This window comes from Stenotrophomonas sp. 05N423, from assembly GCF_056397145.1.
The window spans coordinates 603784-621226 of the sequence record NZ_JBFTMV010000001.1 but is presented as its reverse complement, the minus strand read 5'-3'; the positions used below and the strand labels follow the sequence as shown (position 1 = coordinate 621226).

The 17443-nt window shown below is 68.5% G+C and carries 11 protein-coding genes and 2 tRNA genes; 6 read left to right on the top strand and 7 right to left on the bottom strand.

Features of this window, described 5'->3' with window-relative positions; genetic code table 11:
• The first annotated feature begins 33 nt into the window (after positions 1-33).
• Positions 34-109: transfer RNA gene (locus AC1DGW_RS02835), tRNA-Ala, on the top strand.
• 85 nt (positions 110-194) lie between these two features.
• Here the strand turns inward: AC1DGW_RS02835 and AC1DGW_RS02830 are convergent.
• Positions 195-1769: a sensor domain-containing diguanylate cyclase gene (locus AC1DGW_RS02830; protein ID WP_478019157.1), complete on the bottom strand. Its 1575-nt coding sequence runs from the start codon at positions 1767-1769 to the stop codon at positions 195-197.
• A 120-nt stretch (positions 1770-1889) separates the two neighbouring features.
• A tRNA-Phe gene (locus tag AC1DGW_RS02825) sits at positions 1890-1965 on the bottom strand.
• Positions 1966-2289: 324 nt separating this feature from the next.
• On the opposite strand from AC1DGW_RS02825, the gene AC1DGW_RS02820 reads away from it, so the two are divergent.
• On the top strand, positions 2290-2829 hold the full coding sequence (locus AC1DGW_RS02820) for a lipocalin family protein (RefSeq protein ID WP_478019155.1): 540 nt from the start codon (positions 2290-2292) through the stop codon (positions 2827-2829).
• 318 nt (positions 2830-3147) lie between these two features.
• Here the strand turns inward: AC1DGW_RS02820 and AC1DGW_RS02815 are convergent, their stop codons facing one another.
• The 5 genes from AC1DGW_RS02815 to AC1DGW_RS02795 form a co-directional block, all read right to left on the bottom strand.
• Positions 3148-4587, bottom strand: a complete 1440-nt coding sequence (locus tag AC1DGW_RS02815) for an amidohydrolase (protein WP_478019152.1) — start codon at positions 4585-4587, stop codon at positions 3148-3150.
• A gap of 161 nt (positions 4588-4748) precedes the next feature.
• Positions 4749-6569: an amidohydrolase family protein gene (locus AC1DGW_RS02810; protein ID WP_478019150.1), complete on the bottom strand. Its 1821-nt coding sequence runs from the start codon at positions 6567-6569 to the stop codon at positions 4749-4751.
• 15 nt (positions 6570-6584) lie between these two features.
• Positions 6585-7598 (bottom strand): FecR family protein, encoded by a 1014-nt coding sequence (locus AC1DGW_RS02805; RefSeq protein ID WP_478019146.1) that lies wholly within the window; start codon positions 7596-7598, stop codon positions 6585-6587.
• Positions 7582-8169: an RNA polymerase sigma factor gene (locus AC1DGW_RS02800; RefSeq protein ID WP_478019142.1), complete on the bottom strand. Its 588-nt coding sequence runs from the start codon at positions 8167-8169 to the stop codon at positions 7582-7584. The genes AC1DGW_RS02805 and AC1DGW_RS02800 overlap by 17 nt, the downstream gene beginning before the upstream one ends.
• A gap of 61 nt (positions 8170-8230) precedes the next feature.
• On the bottom strand, positions 8231-11590 hold the full coding sequence (locus AC1DGW_RS02795; RefSeq protein ID WP_478019140.1) for a TonB-dependent receptor: 3360 nt from the start codon (positions 11588-11590) through the stop codon (positions 8231-8233).
• A gap of 175 nt (positions 11591-11765) precedes the next feature.
• On the opposite strand from AC1DGW_RS02795, the gene AC1DGW_RS02790 reads away from it, so the two are divergent.
• From AC1DGW_RS02790 to dxs, 4 genes are all read left to right on the top strand, one after another.
• Positions 11766-12242, top strand: a complete 477-nt coding sequence (locus AC1DGW_RS02790) for an LEA/WHy family protein (RefSeq protein WP_478019138.1) — start codon at positions 11766-11768, stop codon at positions 12240-12242.
• A 37-nt stretch (positions 12243-12279) separates the two neighbouring features.
• Complete coding sequence (locus AC1DGW_RS02785; RefSeq protein ID WP_478019135.1) at positions 12280-14070, top strand: acyl-CoA dehydrogenase C-terminal domain-containing protein; 1791 nt, start codon at positions 12280-12282, stop codon at positions 14068-14070.
• A gap of 77 nt (positions 14071-14147) precedes the next feature.
• On the top strand, positions 14148-14813 hold the full coding sequence (locus AC1DGW_RS02780) for an HNH endonuclease (RefSeq protein ID WP_478019133.1): 666 nt from the start codon (positions 14148-14150) through the stop codon (positions 14811-14813).
• Positions 14814-15460: 647 nt separating this feature from the next.
• Positions 15461-17371 carry a 1-deoxy-D-xylulose-5-phosphate synthase gene (gene dxs / locus AC1DGW_RS02775; RefSeq protein WP_478019131.1) on the top strand — a complete coding sequence of 637 codons (1911 nt, stop codon included), beginning with the start codon at positions 15461-15463 and terminating at the stop codon, positions 17369-17371.
• Positions 17372-17443: the final 72 nt, after the last annotated feature.

Sequence of the window (17443 nt, the reverse complement as noted above, 5' to 3'; positions counted from 1 at the left end):
CAGCGCACTGCGATCACAGTAAAATTGAAGTACGGGGCCATAGCTCAGCTGGGAGAGCGCGTCGTTCGCAATGACGAGGTCGGGAGTTCGATCCTCCCTGGCTCCACCAAACAGAAAACCCCGGGTATCCCCCGGGGTTTTTTCTTGCCCGCCGCTGGCGCGGACACGCGCCGATCCGCTCAGGCCGCCGGCGCCTAGAACTCCACCCGGTTGCGCCCGCCGCGCTTGGCCGCGTAGAGCATCTCGTCGGCGCTCTTGAACACCGCGGCGATGTCCTGGCTGCTCTCAGGCCAACCTGCTACGCCCAGCGAGACAGTGACCTGCCCGACTGGCGGCATGCTGGCCCGCTCGACCTGCTGGCGCAGCCGCTCGGCCACCTGCGCGGCGCTGGCCACGGACGCGCCGGGCAGCAGCAGCAGGAATTCCTCGCCGCCGACCCGGCAAGGCGCGTCATCCACGCGCGAGACGTCCTGCATGTGCATGGCCAGCTGTTTGAGGACCAGGTCGCCGACGTCGTGACCCCAGGTGTCGTTGACCTGCTTGAAATGGTCGATGTCCAGCGAGACGACCGCGAACGGCGTCGCCTGTTCCTGCAGCTCCTGCAACCTCGCCTGCAGGTGGCGGCGGTTGCCCAGCCCGGTCAACGGGTCGGTGTTCACGTCCTCGCGCAGCTTGGTGATGCTCTTCTGGAACAGGCCGATGCCCAGCAGCATCGCCTTCTTCAGTTCGCGCGATTCGAAGTACCAGGAGCGGACAGAACGGAGGTGCTGCGTGGTCTCCGGCTGATCCATGGTGCGCGCGCCGTCGGCAAGCATGTGCAGCGGGCGGGCGATGACGCGCGCGCACCACCACAGCAGCAGCACCGTGACCACGGCCAGCGGCAGCGTCTTGAAGAACACCGTGCGCATCAGCGAGGTCAGCGGCGCCAGGGTGACGTCGCGCGGGCGCTGGGCGATCACGCCCCAGCCGGTGGCGGCGACCGGCGCATAGCCGGCCAGCATGGGGATCCCCTTGCTGTTCACGACCGAAGCCGTGCCGCTGCCGCCGTGGGTCACGTCGTCGACGGCCTGGTTGCCGCGTATCACCTTGCCGATGCGGTTGCCGTCGGGGTGATAGATGATCTGCCCTTCGCCATCGACCACGAACAGATAGGAACCATCGTGGTAGAAGTGCTGGCCCAGCAGCCGGTCGAGGATGTTTTCCTTCTGCAGGTGGATGGCGCCGCCGATCGCGCCGAGGAAACCACCCTGCGGGTCGCGGATCGGGCTGACCATGAGCACGATGAAATTGCCGGTCGCCGAAAGATAGGGCTTGCTGATGAGCGGCCGGCGCGAACGGATCGATTCCTTTACCGCGGCGCTGGCGAGGATCTTGCCCTGCAGCTGCAGCGTTTCCGGCGAAGTCGCCAGCACCTTGCCGGTATCGTCGAAGATGACGATGGAATTGAAGCTCTTGCTCATCAGCCGCAGCCGCGCCGCTTCCTTGCCGAGCTTCCCGGCATCGTCCATCTGTCCGACCAGCAGCTGCGCGGTGTACTCCAGCTGCAGCTGCGCCGACTGGATGAAATCGTCGGTGCTCTTGGCCAGCTTGGTCGCATACGCCAGGTTGCTTTCCAGGGTGCTGTCCATCAGCTGCTGCCGCTGCACCTGGTAGCTGGCATGGAGCGTGTTGGCGAACGGCAGGAAAGCGCCCAGCAGGGCCAATGCCAGTATCAGTTTGCGCAGGTCCACCGCCATCGCCATCGTCGCCCTCCCCGCATTCGGTTGCATGCCGGACCGGAACCATGGCCTCCATGGCGATGGTTCGTCGCCGTGGATGGCACCATCGCACAACCGGCGGCCGCACGCGCAAAAAAAAGGACCTGCATTTCTGCAGGCCCTCTGGATTCGTGGTGGCCGGGGAGGGAATCGAACCCCCGACACGGGGATTTTCAATCCCCTGCTCTACCAACTGAGCTACCCGGCCACTTTGTTTTCGCGACGTTCCCGCCGGCGAGGACGCGCATGATACGGATGTATTCCGGTTTCGGCAAGCGCCATCCGGAAGTTTTTTCGCGATGCCCGCCAACGGCCGCTTCCCATGGGCGGATGGCAGCCGCAGGAGCGTCATCTGTCGATGGCCCGGAGGATGGTCATCGCGGATGGCGGCAACAAAGGAACCGCCCGGAGCGGTTCCTGACATCGCCCGTCGATGGCCCGAAGGGTTGCCGCCAGGGATGGCGGCAACAAAACCTTTACTTCACCGTGTCCGGCTTTGCATAGCCTGCGTCCGACCCACGGAGGCCAGACCATGCACCATCGCCTGCTCCTGTCGTTGTTCCTGTCGCTGTTGCCCGTCACCACCGCGCTGGCGGCGGCGCCGGTCGAATCTGTCGAACGCTTCGACCTGGACCGTTATGCAGGCCAGTGGCACGAGATCGCGCACCTGCCGGTGTCGTTCCAGAAGAACTGCGTGGCGGACATCACCGCCAGTTACCGGCTGCGCGCCGATGGCCGCATCAGCGTACTCAATCGTTGCCGCACCGCCGACGGCGGCACGATCGAGGCCGAAGGCGTGGCGCGCCCGGTCGCCGGGCACGCCGGACGCCTGCAGGTCCGTTTCGCGCCGGACTGGCTGTCGTGGCTGCCGTGGGCGTGGGCCGACTACTGGGTGATCGCGCTGGATCCGGATTACCAGTGGGCGATGATCGGCGAGCCGGAGCGCAAGTACCTGTGGATCCTGTCGCGCACGCCGTCGATGGACGGCGCCCTGCTCGAACGCCTCAAGCGCCAGGCCACCGACATGGGCTACGACCTGGCGCCGCTGCGAGTCACGGCACCAATACAGTGATGCCGGCCAATGGCCGGCACTACCGGGATGTATGGAGAGGAAAGCCCCCTGAGTCAGGGGGCGCGCCGAAGGCGCGGGGTGTGGCAGGCGAAAGACGGGGCCCACAGTTTGCAACGCAAACCGTGGGGCGACAGCGCGAAGCGATGGCACGTCCCCCCTGAGTCAGGGGGCGCGCCACTGCGCGAAGCGCGAACGGCGAAGTCGGCCCGAAAGGCGAGCCGCTTGCGGCGAGTCAAGGTGCGGGGTGTGGCAGGCGAAAGACGGGGCCCACAGTTTGCAACGCAGACCGTGGGGCGGCAGCGCGAAGCGATGGCGTGTCTACCTGCGCCGGTAGTCCAGCGGCGGCGCTTCGCGCTGCAGCAGCGGGACGTAGCGGAATTCCGCGCCGCGCCGGCGCTCGAACTCGTCTTTCGCGGCGCGCATGCTGTCCGGCGACTGGAACAACCGCACCGCGGCCAGCGCCATCGCCCTGGAGGCGTTCAATGCGCCCTTGGCGCCGATGCTTGCGCCCGAGGCCGCCACCGCCTGCCAGCTGTGCGCCGGCGTGCCCGGTACCCAGGTGGCGGTGCCCAGGCCGACGGTCGGTACGTTCCAGCTGACATCGCCGACGTCGGTCGATGCGCTGCCGGCCATGTCGGCGCGGTACGGCTGCAACTGCATCGCCACGTCCAGCGGCGGCCGCTGCGCGAGGCTCTGCTGCATTTTCGTGGCGAAGGCCTGCTCCGTCGCGTCGTAGCGCACGCCGCCCACCTGCTGCAGCGCTGCCTGCATCACCTGCCCCAGCGTGTCGTTGGGCAGCAGCGAGAACACGCCGCCGGTCTGTTCGAACTCGACCGTGGTGCCGGTGCCCATCGCCGCGCCGTCGGCGGCCTTGCGCAGGCGCTCGAACACGTCGCGCACCACTGTCGGATCGACGTGGCGCACGTAGTAGTAGGCCTCGGCGAAGTCCGGCACCACGTTGGGTGCGCTGCCGCCGTTGCTGATCACATAGTGGATGCGCGTGCCATCGGGCACATGCTCGCGCATCAGGTTGGCCATGTGGTTGAACGCCTCCACCGCATCCAGCGCGGAACGGCCGCGGTCCGGTGCGATGGCCGCATGCGCGGCGATGCCGTGGAAACGGAACTTGCCGCTGATGTTGGCCAGGCTGGTGCCCTGCGCGGCCGAGTTCTCCGACGCCGGATGCCAGTGCAGCACCACGTCCACGTCGTCGAACAACCCGGCCCTGGTCAGGTAGACCTTGCCCGAGCCGCCTTCCTCGGCCGGCGTGCCGTACAGGCGTACTTCGCCCGGCGCACCACTGGCCTTGAGCCATTGCGCAATGGCGCGCGCGGCGCCGACAGATGCCGCGCCGAACAGGTTGTGGCCACAGGCCTGTCCCGCGTCCTGTCCGTCGATCGGCGTGTGCACCGGCTCGGCCGCCTGCGCCATGCCGGGCAGCGCGTCCATCTCGGCCAGCAGCGCGATCACCGGGCCGCTGCCGCGCGTGCCGTAGGAGGCGACGAACGCGGTCGGCATGCCGGCCACGCCGGCCTCGATGCGGAAGCCGGCCTGGCGCAGCTCCTGCTGCAGCAGGCGCGAGGACTGTACTTCCAGATAGCCCAGTTCCGGTTGCCGCCACAGCAGCCGGCCGACTTCGGCCTGGCGCGCGGCATAGGCATCGAGGTCAGCAAGCACGTCGCCCTCGCCCGCCGTGGCACCCGCACCGCCGGCAAGCATCGCCAGCAGCACTACGCCGGCAAGCAGTCCCTGTTTCATCGCCTGTCTCCGCTTCACCTGTTCCAACTTTCCGAAACCCCATCCACCAACCCGCAGGAGCGCACTTCAGTGCGCAAAGAAGCTTTCCCGGTAAAGCCCGATCGCGCACTGAAGTGCGCTCCTACAAGTGCACTCCCGCGATGCCTGGGACGGCAACGCCGTCAATAGAAAGCGACGTTGTCGATCTCGAACCAGACCTTGTCGCCAGCCTCGCCGCCGGCCGAGAACACCAGTTGCTGGACGTCGTCGCCCTTCCATTCGGGCACCGGCCCCTTGGCGCGATAGGGCGGCTGCCCCTGCAGCGCGGAGAACGGAATCTCCACCGTGCGCCACCCGGAACCGGCATCCACCGGCGCGACGAAACGGCGGTCGCCCAGTGCCCGGGCCTCCAGCCGCAGCGCCGGCGTACCGCCGCGCACGTCGAAACGGATGCCGCGGTAGGCACGCAGATCCACGGGGGCGACCGAACCGCGGCTCAGCGGCAGGATCGCCGCGGCATAGGCATTGGGCTTGGTGGACAGTCGGGCCTGCACCGACAGCGCGTTGCCGCCGGTCTCGCGGGCGACGGTTTCGCTGACCTGCACGGTGCGGTCGTTGCCGCCATCGGCCTCGTCGATGCGCAGCGTATCCAGCGCGGTGCGCCCATCACCCCGCTCGAAGTCGTCGACCAGCGCCGCCACCGGTTGCGCCGGCAGCGACAGCGCGCGGTTGCCGGCCGGCAGCAGCGTGCCCTTGCCATGCACCTGGCGCCCGGCGACGTAGACCCGTTCGGTGTTGCGGATATCGCCGATGCGCTCCCACGGCCGGCCCTTCACCAGCAGCAGGTCGGCGCGCTTGCCGACCTCGATGGTGCCGCGGTCGTCCACGCCCAGTGCGCGGGCGCTGTTGGCGGTGCCGGCAACCAGCGCCTCGGAGGGCGTCAACCCGGCGTCGACCAGCAGCTCGAATTCGCGCAGGGTCGATGCGCCGTGCGGCGTACCGGTCATGCCCGCGTCGGTGCCGACCACCACCGGAATGCCGGCATCGTGCAGCGCCTTCACGTTGTGCAGGGCGTTGGCGAAGTTGTGCTCGCGCTGCCGCAGCGCTTCCGGGCGCGCACCGGCCTTGCCGCTGCCGTCCACGCGCTCGGGCAGGTAGACCGCCAGCGACGGCGCATAGGCGGTGCCGTGCTCGCGCATCAGCCGCACCAGTTCCTCGTCCACGGGCAGGTCCTGCACGCTGTGCGCGATCACGTCCACGCCGGCACGCGCGGCGACCTTGCCGCGCTTGACCATCACCGTGTGCGTGAACACCTTCAGCCCATGCCTGTGCGCCTCGTCCACCAGCGCGGCCAGGGTCTCCTCGTCCATGCTGCTGTTGTCGGCGGCATTGGAATAGCGCCAGCCGTCGGTGAAGGCCTTGATGAAATCGGGCTTGTAGGCGGCGACGGCGCGCACGCCGGCACGCGCGGCCTCGGGCGAGTTCACCCAGCGCGTGGTGTTCTCGTCGGCCCAGTCGGCCCCATGGCCGAGCGGCGTGCTCATGCGCGCGGCGAATTTCACGTCCGGCGCGGCGATACCGGCCAGCCAGGCGCGACGCGGCGCGTAGGCTTCCGGCGGCTCGTGGAAATCGCTGACCGTGGTGACGCCGGCTGCCATGTACAGGTTGGCGATCTGCGGCAGTTCGGCCGGGCGCGCGTTCGGCGTCCAGTGCGTGTGCAGGTCGAACAGGCCTGGCAGCAGCGCCTGTCCGCGCGCATCCACCACGCGCGCCCCCTTGGGCGCGGCGAGTGGTTCGCCGGCACCGGCGATCGCGGCGATCCTGCCGTCCTCCACCAGCACGCTGGCCGGATAGGCCGGACGGCCGGTGCCATCGAACACCATCGCGCCGCGGATCAACAGCGCCTTGTCGGTGGAAGTGGCGGCCACGCAGGCCTGTCCGGTGGACAGCAGCAGCGCGGTGAGCAACGCGAGCGCGCGGACGCGCCGGGGGTTCCTGTTCATGTGTTCAATCCAGAGTCATTGCATGGAATGCGCCGCGTGCGGCGCGCTCTCCGGCGTGCGCAGGCGCACCACCTTGCCCTGCTGCTCCACCACCAGCCCCAGGCTCAGGGCGACGCTGCGGGCGAAGCCGAGCGGGTCGCTGGCCGAGTACAGGCCGACGATGCGGCGGCTGCCGACCACCGGGTCGTCGATGACGATGCGGGTGTCGCTGTAGCGCAGGAACTGCGCGGCCGCCACCGAGAGCGTGTCGCCGTTGAAGGACAGCATGCCCTCGCGCCAGGCCAGCTGCTGCTCGAGGTCTTCGTTGGGAACGGCCTCGATGCGGATGCCATGGCTGCGGTTGGCCAGTGCGCGGTAGTTGGCCAGCAGCCGCGCCGGCGCGACCGCGCCCTGGGTGTCGGCCACGTCCACCACGCCCTCGCGCACCAGCACCTCGACGCCGCCGCTGCGGCGCTCGTTTAGGCTGACCGCGAAGCTGGTGCCCACCGCGGTCACGTCGGTCTCCTGCGCCCGCACCACGAACGGGCGGCCGGGATTCTTGGCCACGTCGAACAGCGCTTCGCCCTGCAGCAGGGTGATGTTGCGGCGCGCATCGGTGTAGCGCACGCGCACCTGCGAATCGGAATCGAGGGTGATCGCCGAGCCGTCCTGCAACGGCACGCGCAGGATCTCGCCCTTGCGCGTGGCGTAGTACTCGGCATCGTCGTCCTGCCGGTGCACGCCGATCGCCAGCAGGCTGACCACCGCGGCCACGCCGACCGCCCAGCGCAGCAGGCGCCGCGAGCGCCCGAAACGCGGCCGCGCCGGCACGACGGCCGCCACAGGCGCCACGCCGCTGGACAGCGCGCGGGCGCGACCGGTGCGCGCCAGCACGGCATGGGCCCGCGCATAGGCGCCGAAGTGGCGCACGTCGGCCTGCAGCCAGGCGTCGCGCGCACCCGCCTCCTCCGTGGTCAGCGCGGCGCGGTCTTCGCGCGCGACCCAGGCCGCGGCGATATCGTCGATGCCGCGTTCATCGCGTGCGCGCATGTCTCGCTCCTCCGGCTCCGGATTTTTCCCTGCCCTCTTCCACGTCCTTTCCATCGCGCTTCATCGAATCCATCAGTACCCGGATTCCCTTGCAGATGTGTTTCTCCACGGTGTTCTCGCTGATCTGCATGCGCTGGGCGATCTCCCGCTGCGAGTAGCCCTCCACCCGGCGCAGGACGAAGGCCTCGCGGCACTTGTCCGGCAGGCTGTCGATCAACGCGCCGATCCGGGCCAGCTCCTGGCGCGAGGAGGCGGTCCGCTCCGGGCACGCCTCCTCGCCGCTGGTGGCCACCCGCTCGATCTCGGCCACCGCCTCGATCGACACCACCTGCGCGCGCCGCAGCTGCTGCAGCACCACCGACTGCGCCACCGAATACACGTAGGCACGCGGCTGGCGGACGTGGGACACGTCCGCCATCGCCGCCAGGATGGCGTAGGTTTCCTGGATCACGTCATCCACGTCCTGGCGCACCGGCAGCCGCCGCTGCAGCCAGTCGCGCAGCGCCGGCTCGCAGGGCAGCACATGCTCGGCGAGCCAGAGCGAACGCTCCGCCGCGAGCGCCGCCGTCATGGCGACACCGCCGCGGTACCCAGCGCGCGCCGGGCATTTTCACGCGCAACGCATCGGGCCATCAGAACGCCTTGGTCACGTTGACGTACCAGTAGCGCGGATAGGCCTGGTACACCGCCGAGGAATAGCCGAACGCGTCGCTAGAAACCGGCGGGCGCTTGTTGGCCAGGTTGTTGGCGCCCACCTTCAGCGACAGGCCATCCATCCAGCCGTCGCCCTTGAGGTCGTACTTGACGAAGGCATTGGCCAGCGTCTGCGACTTCACCGTCCACGGCGTGCCATCGGCCAGCACCAGGCCGTTCTCCACGAACGAGCTGCTGTAGCGCGCGCTGGCACCGACCGACAACTGCTGGTAGCGCCAGGTCAGCGTGCCGGACCACTTCCACTGCGGGTTGCCGCCGTTGCCGATCAGGTTGCCGCCGCCGGTCACGCGGATCGACGGATCGACCAGGCCGCTGGCCTTGGCGTCTTCCAGCGCCTGCAGCGCCGGCGAGCGCTGGCGGTAGAACTCGATCAGGCGGGTACCGTTGACCGACACGTCGAAGCGACCGGCGCGGGTTTCCGGCGAGGCCCAGCTGAAGGTGTAGTCCACGCCGCGCACGGTCTGCGGCTCCAGGTTGACGTACTGGTCCTTGACGTAGAGCACCTTGCCCGCCGCGCCCAGCCCGGTACCGGCATAGCGCGCGATGTCGTCGGCGGTCGGGTCGGCGCGCACCACGTCGGCGTTGCTGCCGCCCTGCTGGCGCAGCACGTAGTCCAGGATCAGCGCGTTGCCCTCGCCGAACAGGCCGATGATGCCTTCCTGCTCGTACTTGTAGTAATCCACGGCGAAGGTGAAGCGGCCGAAGTCCGCGGGGATGAACTGCGGCTGGAACACGATGCCGGCGCTGGTGTTGGTCGAGGTTTCCGGCTTCAGGTCCGGGTTGCCCGAACGGCGTGCGGTGGTCGAGGCGGTGTAGCCCTTGCAGGCGGCCATCGATGCCTGCGCGCCGCTGCGCACATCGGCCAGGCACTGGACCCAGTCGGTGCGGTTGTTGGAGCGGCTGACCATGGTGGCGTTGACCTGCTCCAGGTTCGGCGCGCGGAAACCCTTGGCCCAGGACGAGCGCACGGTCAGGCCGTCGATGATCTGCCAGCCCATCGCCAGCTTCGGCTTGGCGACACTGCCGAAGTCGTTGTAGCGCTCGGCGCGGCCGGCCACCTGCAGGTCCAGCGACCTGACCAGCGGGATCTCCATGCCGGGCGACACCAGCGGCACCGAGAACTCGGCGAACACGCCGGCGACGGTGCGCGAACCATAGGTGTCCGGGGTCGGGCTGACGCCGTACATGTCGCTGGGATACTGGATGCCGGTGATCGCATCGGTAAAGGTCATCGAGCCGTCGACATGTGCGTCGCGGTCATCGCTCTGGGTCTCGTGGCGAACTTCCACGCCGGCCGCCATGCCGACATCGCCGGCCCAGGTGCGGAACAGGTCCGGGCGCGAGGCCTTGAAGTCCCACAGGTACAGCTCGGTCTCGCTCTGACGCTTGGCCTTGTAGAAGAACCGGTCCAGCTTGCCCCAGTCGTTGCAGCCGCCGCAGAACGGGTTGTAGGCCGCCGACGTCGGATCGGCCAGCGCCTGCTGGAACAGGGTCATGCTCACCGCGTCCTGGGTGTCGACCACCTTGGCCCTGGAGTACAGCGCCGCGCTCTCCCAGTCGAACCCGAAATGGAAGCCGCGCAGGCCGGCCAGCGCGCGCATCTGGGTGTTCTTGACCTCGATCCGGGTCGGACGCTCGAAGCGGTAGCTGGTGATCGTCACCGGCAGGCCATCCGGGCCGATGTTCAGGCCCTGCAGGCGGTTCGGGTTGAGCGTGCCGTCGGGCAGGTATATCGCGCCGAACGGGTTCCAGTAGTTACTGGCGGCTACCGTCATCGGCAGCGAGGAAATGGTGTTGACGCCGTTCTGCAGGCTGTAGGCGCGCGAGTCGTACAGGCCGGCTTCGCTGAACAGCGACAGGCCGTTCTCGAAATCGTGCTTGCCGGTGGCGAACAGGTTGATGCGGCGCACATCCGGGGTGATCGACACCGGATACATCGACTGGTGGTTGTCGCGCAGGTTGGCGTCGGCGCCGGAGGTCGCCTTGCTGCCGGACTGCACGCACAAGTCGTCGCCGATCGTCGCGCCGCAGTTGCCGTTGCTGGTCGGCTTGACGTGGAACGCACCGGCGGCGGTGGTCAGCCACTTGCCGCCCTGCGACACGCGCGGGCCGTTGACGGTGAAGTTGCCCCACGGGCTGTTGGTGTTGCGGTTGTCCACGCCGGCAAGGCCTTCATACGGCGTGCCGGCGAAGTCGTCGATGCGGTTGCCGCTGCGGGTCCAGTCCTGGTCCAGCGAGTTCAGGCCGGTCGTGTTGTAGTAGTTGAAGGCGATGGTGACGTTGGAGCGCAGGTCTTCGGAGTTCCTGCCCCACATGCCGTTGACCGACACGTCGCTCAGATTGGTGCCCTCGCCCACGCCCTTCTGCACGCTGAGGGTGCCGCCGTCCATGTCGTCGCGCAGCACGTTGTTGACCACGCCGGCCACCGCGTCGGTGCCGTAGATCGCGGCGGCGCCGTCGAGCAGCACTTCGACCCGGCGCAGGTTCGCCACCGGCACGGTATTGGCGTTGTAGGTCAGCACCGGCACCAGGTTGCCATCGGCCTGGCTGGTCGGGTGCACCACGGTGCGGCGGCCGTTGATCAGCAGCAGGGTGTTGCCCACGCCGAGGCCGCGCAGGTTGACCGAGGCGATGTCGCCGCGCGCGTAGTTGGAGCTGTTGCCGCCGTTGGTGCCACTGAAGGAGACGTTGCCCATCTGCGGGATGGAGCGGTACAGGTCATCGCCGGAAACCGCACCGGTGGCTTCGATCTGTTCGGCCTGCAGCGTCGCCACCGGCAGGATCGCCGCCGACTTGCTGCCCTTGATCTGGCTGCCGACCACGGTGATCTGGTCCAGCGTATTCACCGGGCCGCTGGCCGGCGTCTCCTGCGGCGCCGTAGCCACCGGCTCGGACTGGGCGGCCTGCGTGACGGCCAGGCCGCCCAGCCCGCCAAGCGAGGCCAGCATCGGCGCGGCAGCGCGCAGGGTGATGGTGCGGCCGTCGTCGGACGCGATGGTGAGCCCGGTGCCGTCGAGCAGGCGGTTCAGCGCCTGCCGCGGGTCCATCTGCCCCTTCAGTTGCCCGACCTCGATCCTTCCCTCCTCGCCCATGGCGGCCGGCGCGATGATCTGCAGGCCCGCCTGGCGGGCGAATTCAGGCAGCACCTCTTCGATGCGGCCGCCCTCGATATCGAACTGCGGCGGTGCGGCGAGCGCCGGCATGGCCACGCACAGCGCCACGGCGGCCAACCCGCCACGGATCGCGCTTGCCAGCGGCAACAACTTGAATGAACGCATTGATGAACCCCTCTCCGGTATATGCGAATGCGGCGACGCTGTCGGTCTCCTGACATGCCTAGATGAGCCTGCGGAAAAGTTCCGCCATCTGCCGCACCGCCACACCCCCGGCCACGCCCGCCATACGGCGTAGTATCCTTTGGACGATCCCTCCGGACCCCGAGGACCGAGCAGTATGCGTTTTCGCCCACAGTACGTCCTGACCGCAGTTCTCAGCCTCGCCCTCGCCTCCTGCGGCGGCGGCGTGGTGAAACGGGTATCCGAGCCCGCCGCCGGCATCCAGCAGCTCACCGTCGGCAACGATGGCAGCTGGGACGTGGAGCTGCGCCTGCGCAACTACAGCTCGATGCCGATGCGCTTCGACGATGTGTCCCTGAAGCTGAAGGTGGGCGACCAAGCCGCCGGCACCCTGAATGCCACTCCGGGGCTGTCCATCGGCCCCGAATCTGCCGACGTGGTCAAGGTCCGCCTGCAGCCCACCTCGCCGGCCCGCATCGTCATGGCCGACGCCCTGGCCGGCGGCCGCTCGCTGTTCTACGAACTGGAAGGCACGGTCAAGGCCACGCCCGAAGAGAAGAAACAGCGCAGCTTCGAGGTGAACTCCCGCAACAGCCTGAACCAGGCACCGGGCCTGCCCGGCGTGCTGCGCTGATCCGCTTCCCCTATCCGTTTCATCCGAGATCGCACCGATGAGCAACTACAAGGCCCCCGTTACCGACCTCCGCTTCGCCCTGCACGACGTGCTCAAGGCCGAGTCCCTGTTCGCCGCGATGGGCCATGGGGACGCCAGCGCCGACGTCATCGACGCCGTGCTCGAGGAAGCCGGCCGCTTCAGCGCCAGCGTGCTGGCGCCGCTGAACGCCATCGGCGACGAGAACGGCTGCACGCTCGACAAGGCCACCGGCGAGGTCACCACGGCGCCGGGCTTCAAGGAAGCCTATGCGCAGTTCGTCGAAGGCGGCTGGACCGGCCTGACCGCCGCGCCGGAGTACGGCGGCCAGGGCATGCCGGAAACGCTGGGCATGGCGCTGAGCGAGATGGTGTCCTCGGCCAACCTGGCCTGGAGCCTGTTCCCGATGCTGTCGCACGGAGCGGTCGAGGCGCTCAAGCACTATGGCGAGGACTGGCAGAAGGAGGCCTTCCTCAAGCCGCTGGTGGCAGGCCACTGGACCGGCACCATGTGCCTGACCGAACCGCACGCCGGCACCGACCTGGGCCTGATCAAGACCCGCGCCGAGCCCAACGCCGACGGCAGCCATTCGATCACCGGCACCAAGATCTTCATCACCGCCGGCGAGCACGACCTGAGCGAGAACATCGTTCACCTGGTGTTGGCCAAGCTGCCCGACGCGCCTCCCGGCCCAAAGGGCATCTCGCTGTTCGTCACGCCCAAGTACAAGGTCGACCGTACCGGCGCCATGGGCGAGCGCAACGCCCTGCGCTGCGGTGCGCTGGAACACAAGATGGGCATCCACGGCTCGTCCACCTGCGTGATGAACTTCGACGGCGCCCAGGGCTGGCTCGTCGGCCAGCCGCACAAGGGCCTGCAGGCGATGTTCGTGATGATGAACTCCGCCCGCCTCGGCGTCGGCGTGCAGGGCCTGTCGCAGTCCGAACGCGCCTGGCAGGGTGCGCTGGCCTATGCGCGCGAACGCCTGCAGTCGCGCGCGCCCAAGGGCGCGCAGCTGGCGGACAAGCCGGCCGACCCGATCATCGCCCAGCCGGACGTGCGACGCATGCTGCTGTCGATCAAGGCGCTGACCGAAGGCGGCCGCCTGCTCGCCGCCCACGCCTATACCCAGCTCGACGCCGCACAGAGCGCCGGCGACGCACAGACACGTGCCGATGCCGAGACCCTGGTCAGCTTCCTCACGCCCATCGTCAAGGCCTGCCTGACCGAGTGGAGCATCGAGAACACCTACAACGCGCAGCAGTGCTTCGGCGGCCATGGCTACATCGCCGAGCACGGCATGGAACAGCTGGCGCGCGACGCGCGCATCACCACCCTGTACGAAGGCACCACCGGCATCCAGGCGCTGGACCTGATCGGCCGCAAGACCGCCGTGTCGCAGGGCGCGGGCCTGAAGCTGTTCCTGGCCGAGATCGAGGCGTTCATCGCCGCCAACGCCGGCAACCCCGCCGTGGCCGAGTTCCTGCCGGTGCTGGGCACGCGGGCCAGGGAATGGGGCAAGCTGACCATGAACGTGCTGCAGCGCGCCGCCGCCAACCCGGAAGAGCTGGGCGCGGCCAGCTGGGACTACCTGTTCTACAGCGGCTATGTCGCCCTCGCCTACTGGTGGGTGCGTGCCGTGGCCGCGGCGCAGTCCTCGTCCCACACCGACGACTTCAAGCAGGCCAAGCTGGAAACCGCGCGCTTCTACTACGCGCGCATCCTGCCGCGCACCCTGGCCCATGCCGCCAGCATGGAAAGCGGCGCCGAACCGCTGATGGCGCTGGACGCCGCGCGCTTCGGCGAGTGAGACCGGCCCGGCCGCCATCGTCGATGGCGGCCGGGTTTACACAAACTGTCACGCTTCGTGTATAAGCTGTTTTCCCGATGGAGACAGACACTACACCGCGTGGTCTGATCGATACCGGAGTCGCCGCATCCGCTCCGGACGCGGAGTTTTCGCTCCCGCCTTCCCTGCACCGCCTCGGTTCCGTGCGACTGCTGTCGCTGGATGCGCATGGCCGCGTACTCGACTGGATCAACTGGCAGGAGGCGTCCTGCCTCTATGCGCGTGGCGCGGTGGCCTGGACCCTGGGCGACCCCTGCCTGCATGTACACGGCGCCATCAACCGCGCCAGCGGGCTGCGCAGCGGCCTGGACCTGCACCCGATCATCGCTTCGCGCGGCCACGCCCGCTCGCGCGCCATCGACCCCACGCCCAACCTCACCAATACCGCGCTGTTCGCCCGCGACGCGCAGCTGTGCCTGTATTGCGGCCAGCAGTTCAGCCGCCCGCACCTGACCCGCGACCACGTGATGCCGCTGTCCAAGGGCGGCCGCGACATCTGGGAAAACGTGGTCAGCGCCTGCTTCCAGTGCAATTCGCGCAAAAGCAACCGTACCCCGCAGCAGGCCAACATGCCGCTGTTGGCAGTACCGTACCGGCCGAGCTGGATCGAGCATCTGATCCTGTCCAACCGCAACATCCTTGCCGACCAGATGGCCTTCCTGAAAGCCCAGTTGCCAAAGAAGGCGTTACGGCGCAGCGCATGATTCCGTGCAATGCCGGTCGGCGGATGCCCGGCCCGCGCACAACGCGCGGGCGTTCATGGACGCGCGGTCTGCCACCGGCAGACCGCAAACGCGCCCATTCACCCTTGCCGACCAGATGGCCTTCCTGAAAGCCCAGTTGCCGAAGAAGGCGTTACGGCGCAGCGCATGATTCCGTGCAATGCCGGTCGGCGGATGCCCGGCCCGCGCACAACGCGCGGGCGTTCATGGACGCGCGGTCTGCCACCGGCAGACCGCAAACGCGTCCATTCGCCCTTGCCGACCAGATGGCCTTCCTGAAAGCCCAGTTGCCGAAGAAGGCGTTACGGCGCAGCGCTTGATCCCGTACATGGCCGGCCCGCGAGCAGCACACCTCCATTCACCCTGACCGACCAATTGGCCGTCCTGAAAGCGCAGCTTCCAAGAGCGCCCCGGCGCCGCCGCTTCCGCAGGAGCGACTTCAGTCGCGATGGAGACCTCCCGGCACGGCCCTGTCGCGACCGAAGTCGCTCCTACGACAGGCTCCATGGACCGTCGCCCCCTGAACCGTGGCCTCCGTTTCCGTCATCGGCTGCTCACGCCACCGGCGGTTTGCTTGCCCCACCCCGGAATGGGGGCGAAAATACCGGTTCGGCTGAAATACGAAGAAAATGATCGACTCCGTCCGCTATCCGCGCCTGTCGCGCATCCAGACCCCGCACGACCTGCGCACGTTCGATGAAACCGAACTACCCGCGGTCGCCGGCGAGCTGCGCGATTACCTGATCGAATCCGTGGGCCGGAGCGGCGGCCATTTCGCCGCCGGACTGGGCGTGATCGAACTCACCGTCGCCCTGCACTATCTCTACGACACTCCGGTCGACCAGTTGGTGTGGGATGTGGGCCACCAGACCTACCCGCACAAGATCCTGACCGGCCGCCGCGACACCATCCATACCGTCAAGCAGAAAGACGGCGTGGCGCCGTTTCCCAAGCGCGAGGAAAGCGAGTACGACACCTTCGGCGTCGGCCATTCCTCGACCTCGATCTCAGCCGCGCTCGGCATGGCCATCGCGCGCCAGCGCCAGGGCGACGAGCGCCGGACGGTGGCGGTGATCGGTGACGGCGCGATGACCGCCGGCATGGCGTTCGAGGCGCTGGCGCACGCCGGCGGCATGGACGAGGAGCCGAACGTGCTTGTCGTCCTCAACGACAACAACATGTCCATTTCCGAAGCGGTGGGCGGGCTGACCAAGATGCTCGGCCGCGCCACCGCCAGCCGCACCCTCAACGCGCTGCGCGAGGGTGGCAAGAAGATCCTCGGCGACAAGCGCAGCAGCCCGCCGGCACGCTTCGTCAAGCGCTGGGAGGAGCAGTGGAAGGGCATGTTCGTGCCGTCCACCGCGTTCGAGCAGATGGGCTTCCACTACACCGGCCCGATCGACGGCCACGACCTGCCGCTGCTGCTGTCCACCCTCAAGACCCTCAAGGGCAAGAAGGGACCGCACCTGCTGCACATCATGACCACCAAGGGCAAGGGCTACGAGCCGGCCGAGGGCGACCAGATCGGCTACCACGCCGTCGGCCCGTTCGACCCGAGCAAGGGCCTGCCGGCCAAGAGCGCGCCGAAGAAACCGACCTACACCGACGTGTTCGGCGACTGGCTGTGCGATGCCGCCGCCGCCGAGCCGCAGTTGATGGGCATCACCCCGGCGATGCGCGAAGGTTCGGGGCTGGTGCGTTTCAGCCGGGAATACCCGCAACGCTATTTCGACGTGGCCATCGCCGAGCAGCACGCGGTGACACTGGCCGCCGGCATGGCCACGCAGGGCGCCAAGCCCGTCGTGGCGATCTACTCCACCTTCCTGCAGCGCGCCTACGACCAGCTGGTGCACGACGTCGCCGTCCAGGACCTGGACGTGCTGTTCGCCATCGACCGCGCTGGCGTGGTCGGCCCGGACGGCGCCACCCACGCTGGCAACCTCGACCTGAGCTTCCTGCGCTGCGTGCCGAACATGGTGGTGATGGCGCCGGCCGACGAAGCCGAATGCAGGCAGATGCTCAGTACCGGCCTGCAATACAAGGGCCCGGCGGCGGTGCGCTACCCGCGCGGCACCGGCCCGGGCGTCGCGCCCGGCGTCGATCTGTCCACCCTGCCGATCGGCAAGGCGCAACTGCGCGCGCAGGGCCGTCGCCTGGCCATCCTTGCGTTCGGCGCGACCGTGACCGCGGCCGAACAGGTCGGCCGCGAACTCGGCCTGAGCGTGGTCAACATGCGCTTTATCAAGCCGCTGGACCGGGGCATGCTGCTCGATCTCGCGCGCACCCACGACGGCTTCGTCACGGTCGAGGACAACGTGGTCGCCGGCGGCGCCGGCTCGGGCGTATCCGAACTGCTCAACGCCGAAGCCATCGTCATGCCGGTGCTGCACCTGGGCCTGCCGGACAGCTTCCAGCACCACGCCGGCCGCGAGGACCTGCTGGCCGAGGCCGGCATCGACGCCACCGGCATCCGCGACGCGATCCTCAGGCGCTGGCCCGACCTGCGCAACGCCTCCGCGCCCATGAGCGCCGCCGGCTGACACGCCCTCCCCATGGGAACGATGGCTGCCCAGGCAGCCATCGGCTTGAGTCTCTGGGGCATGCGCCGTTCC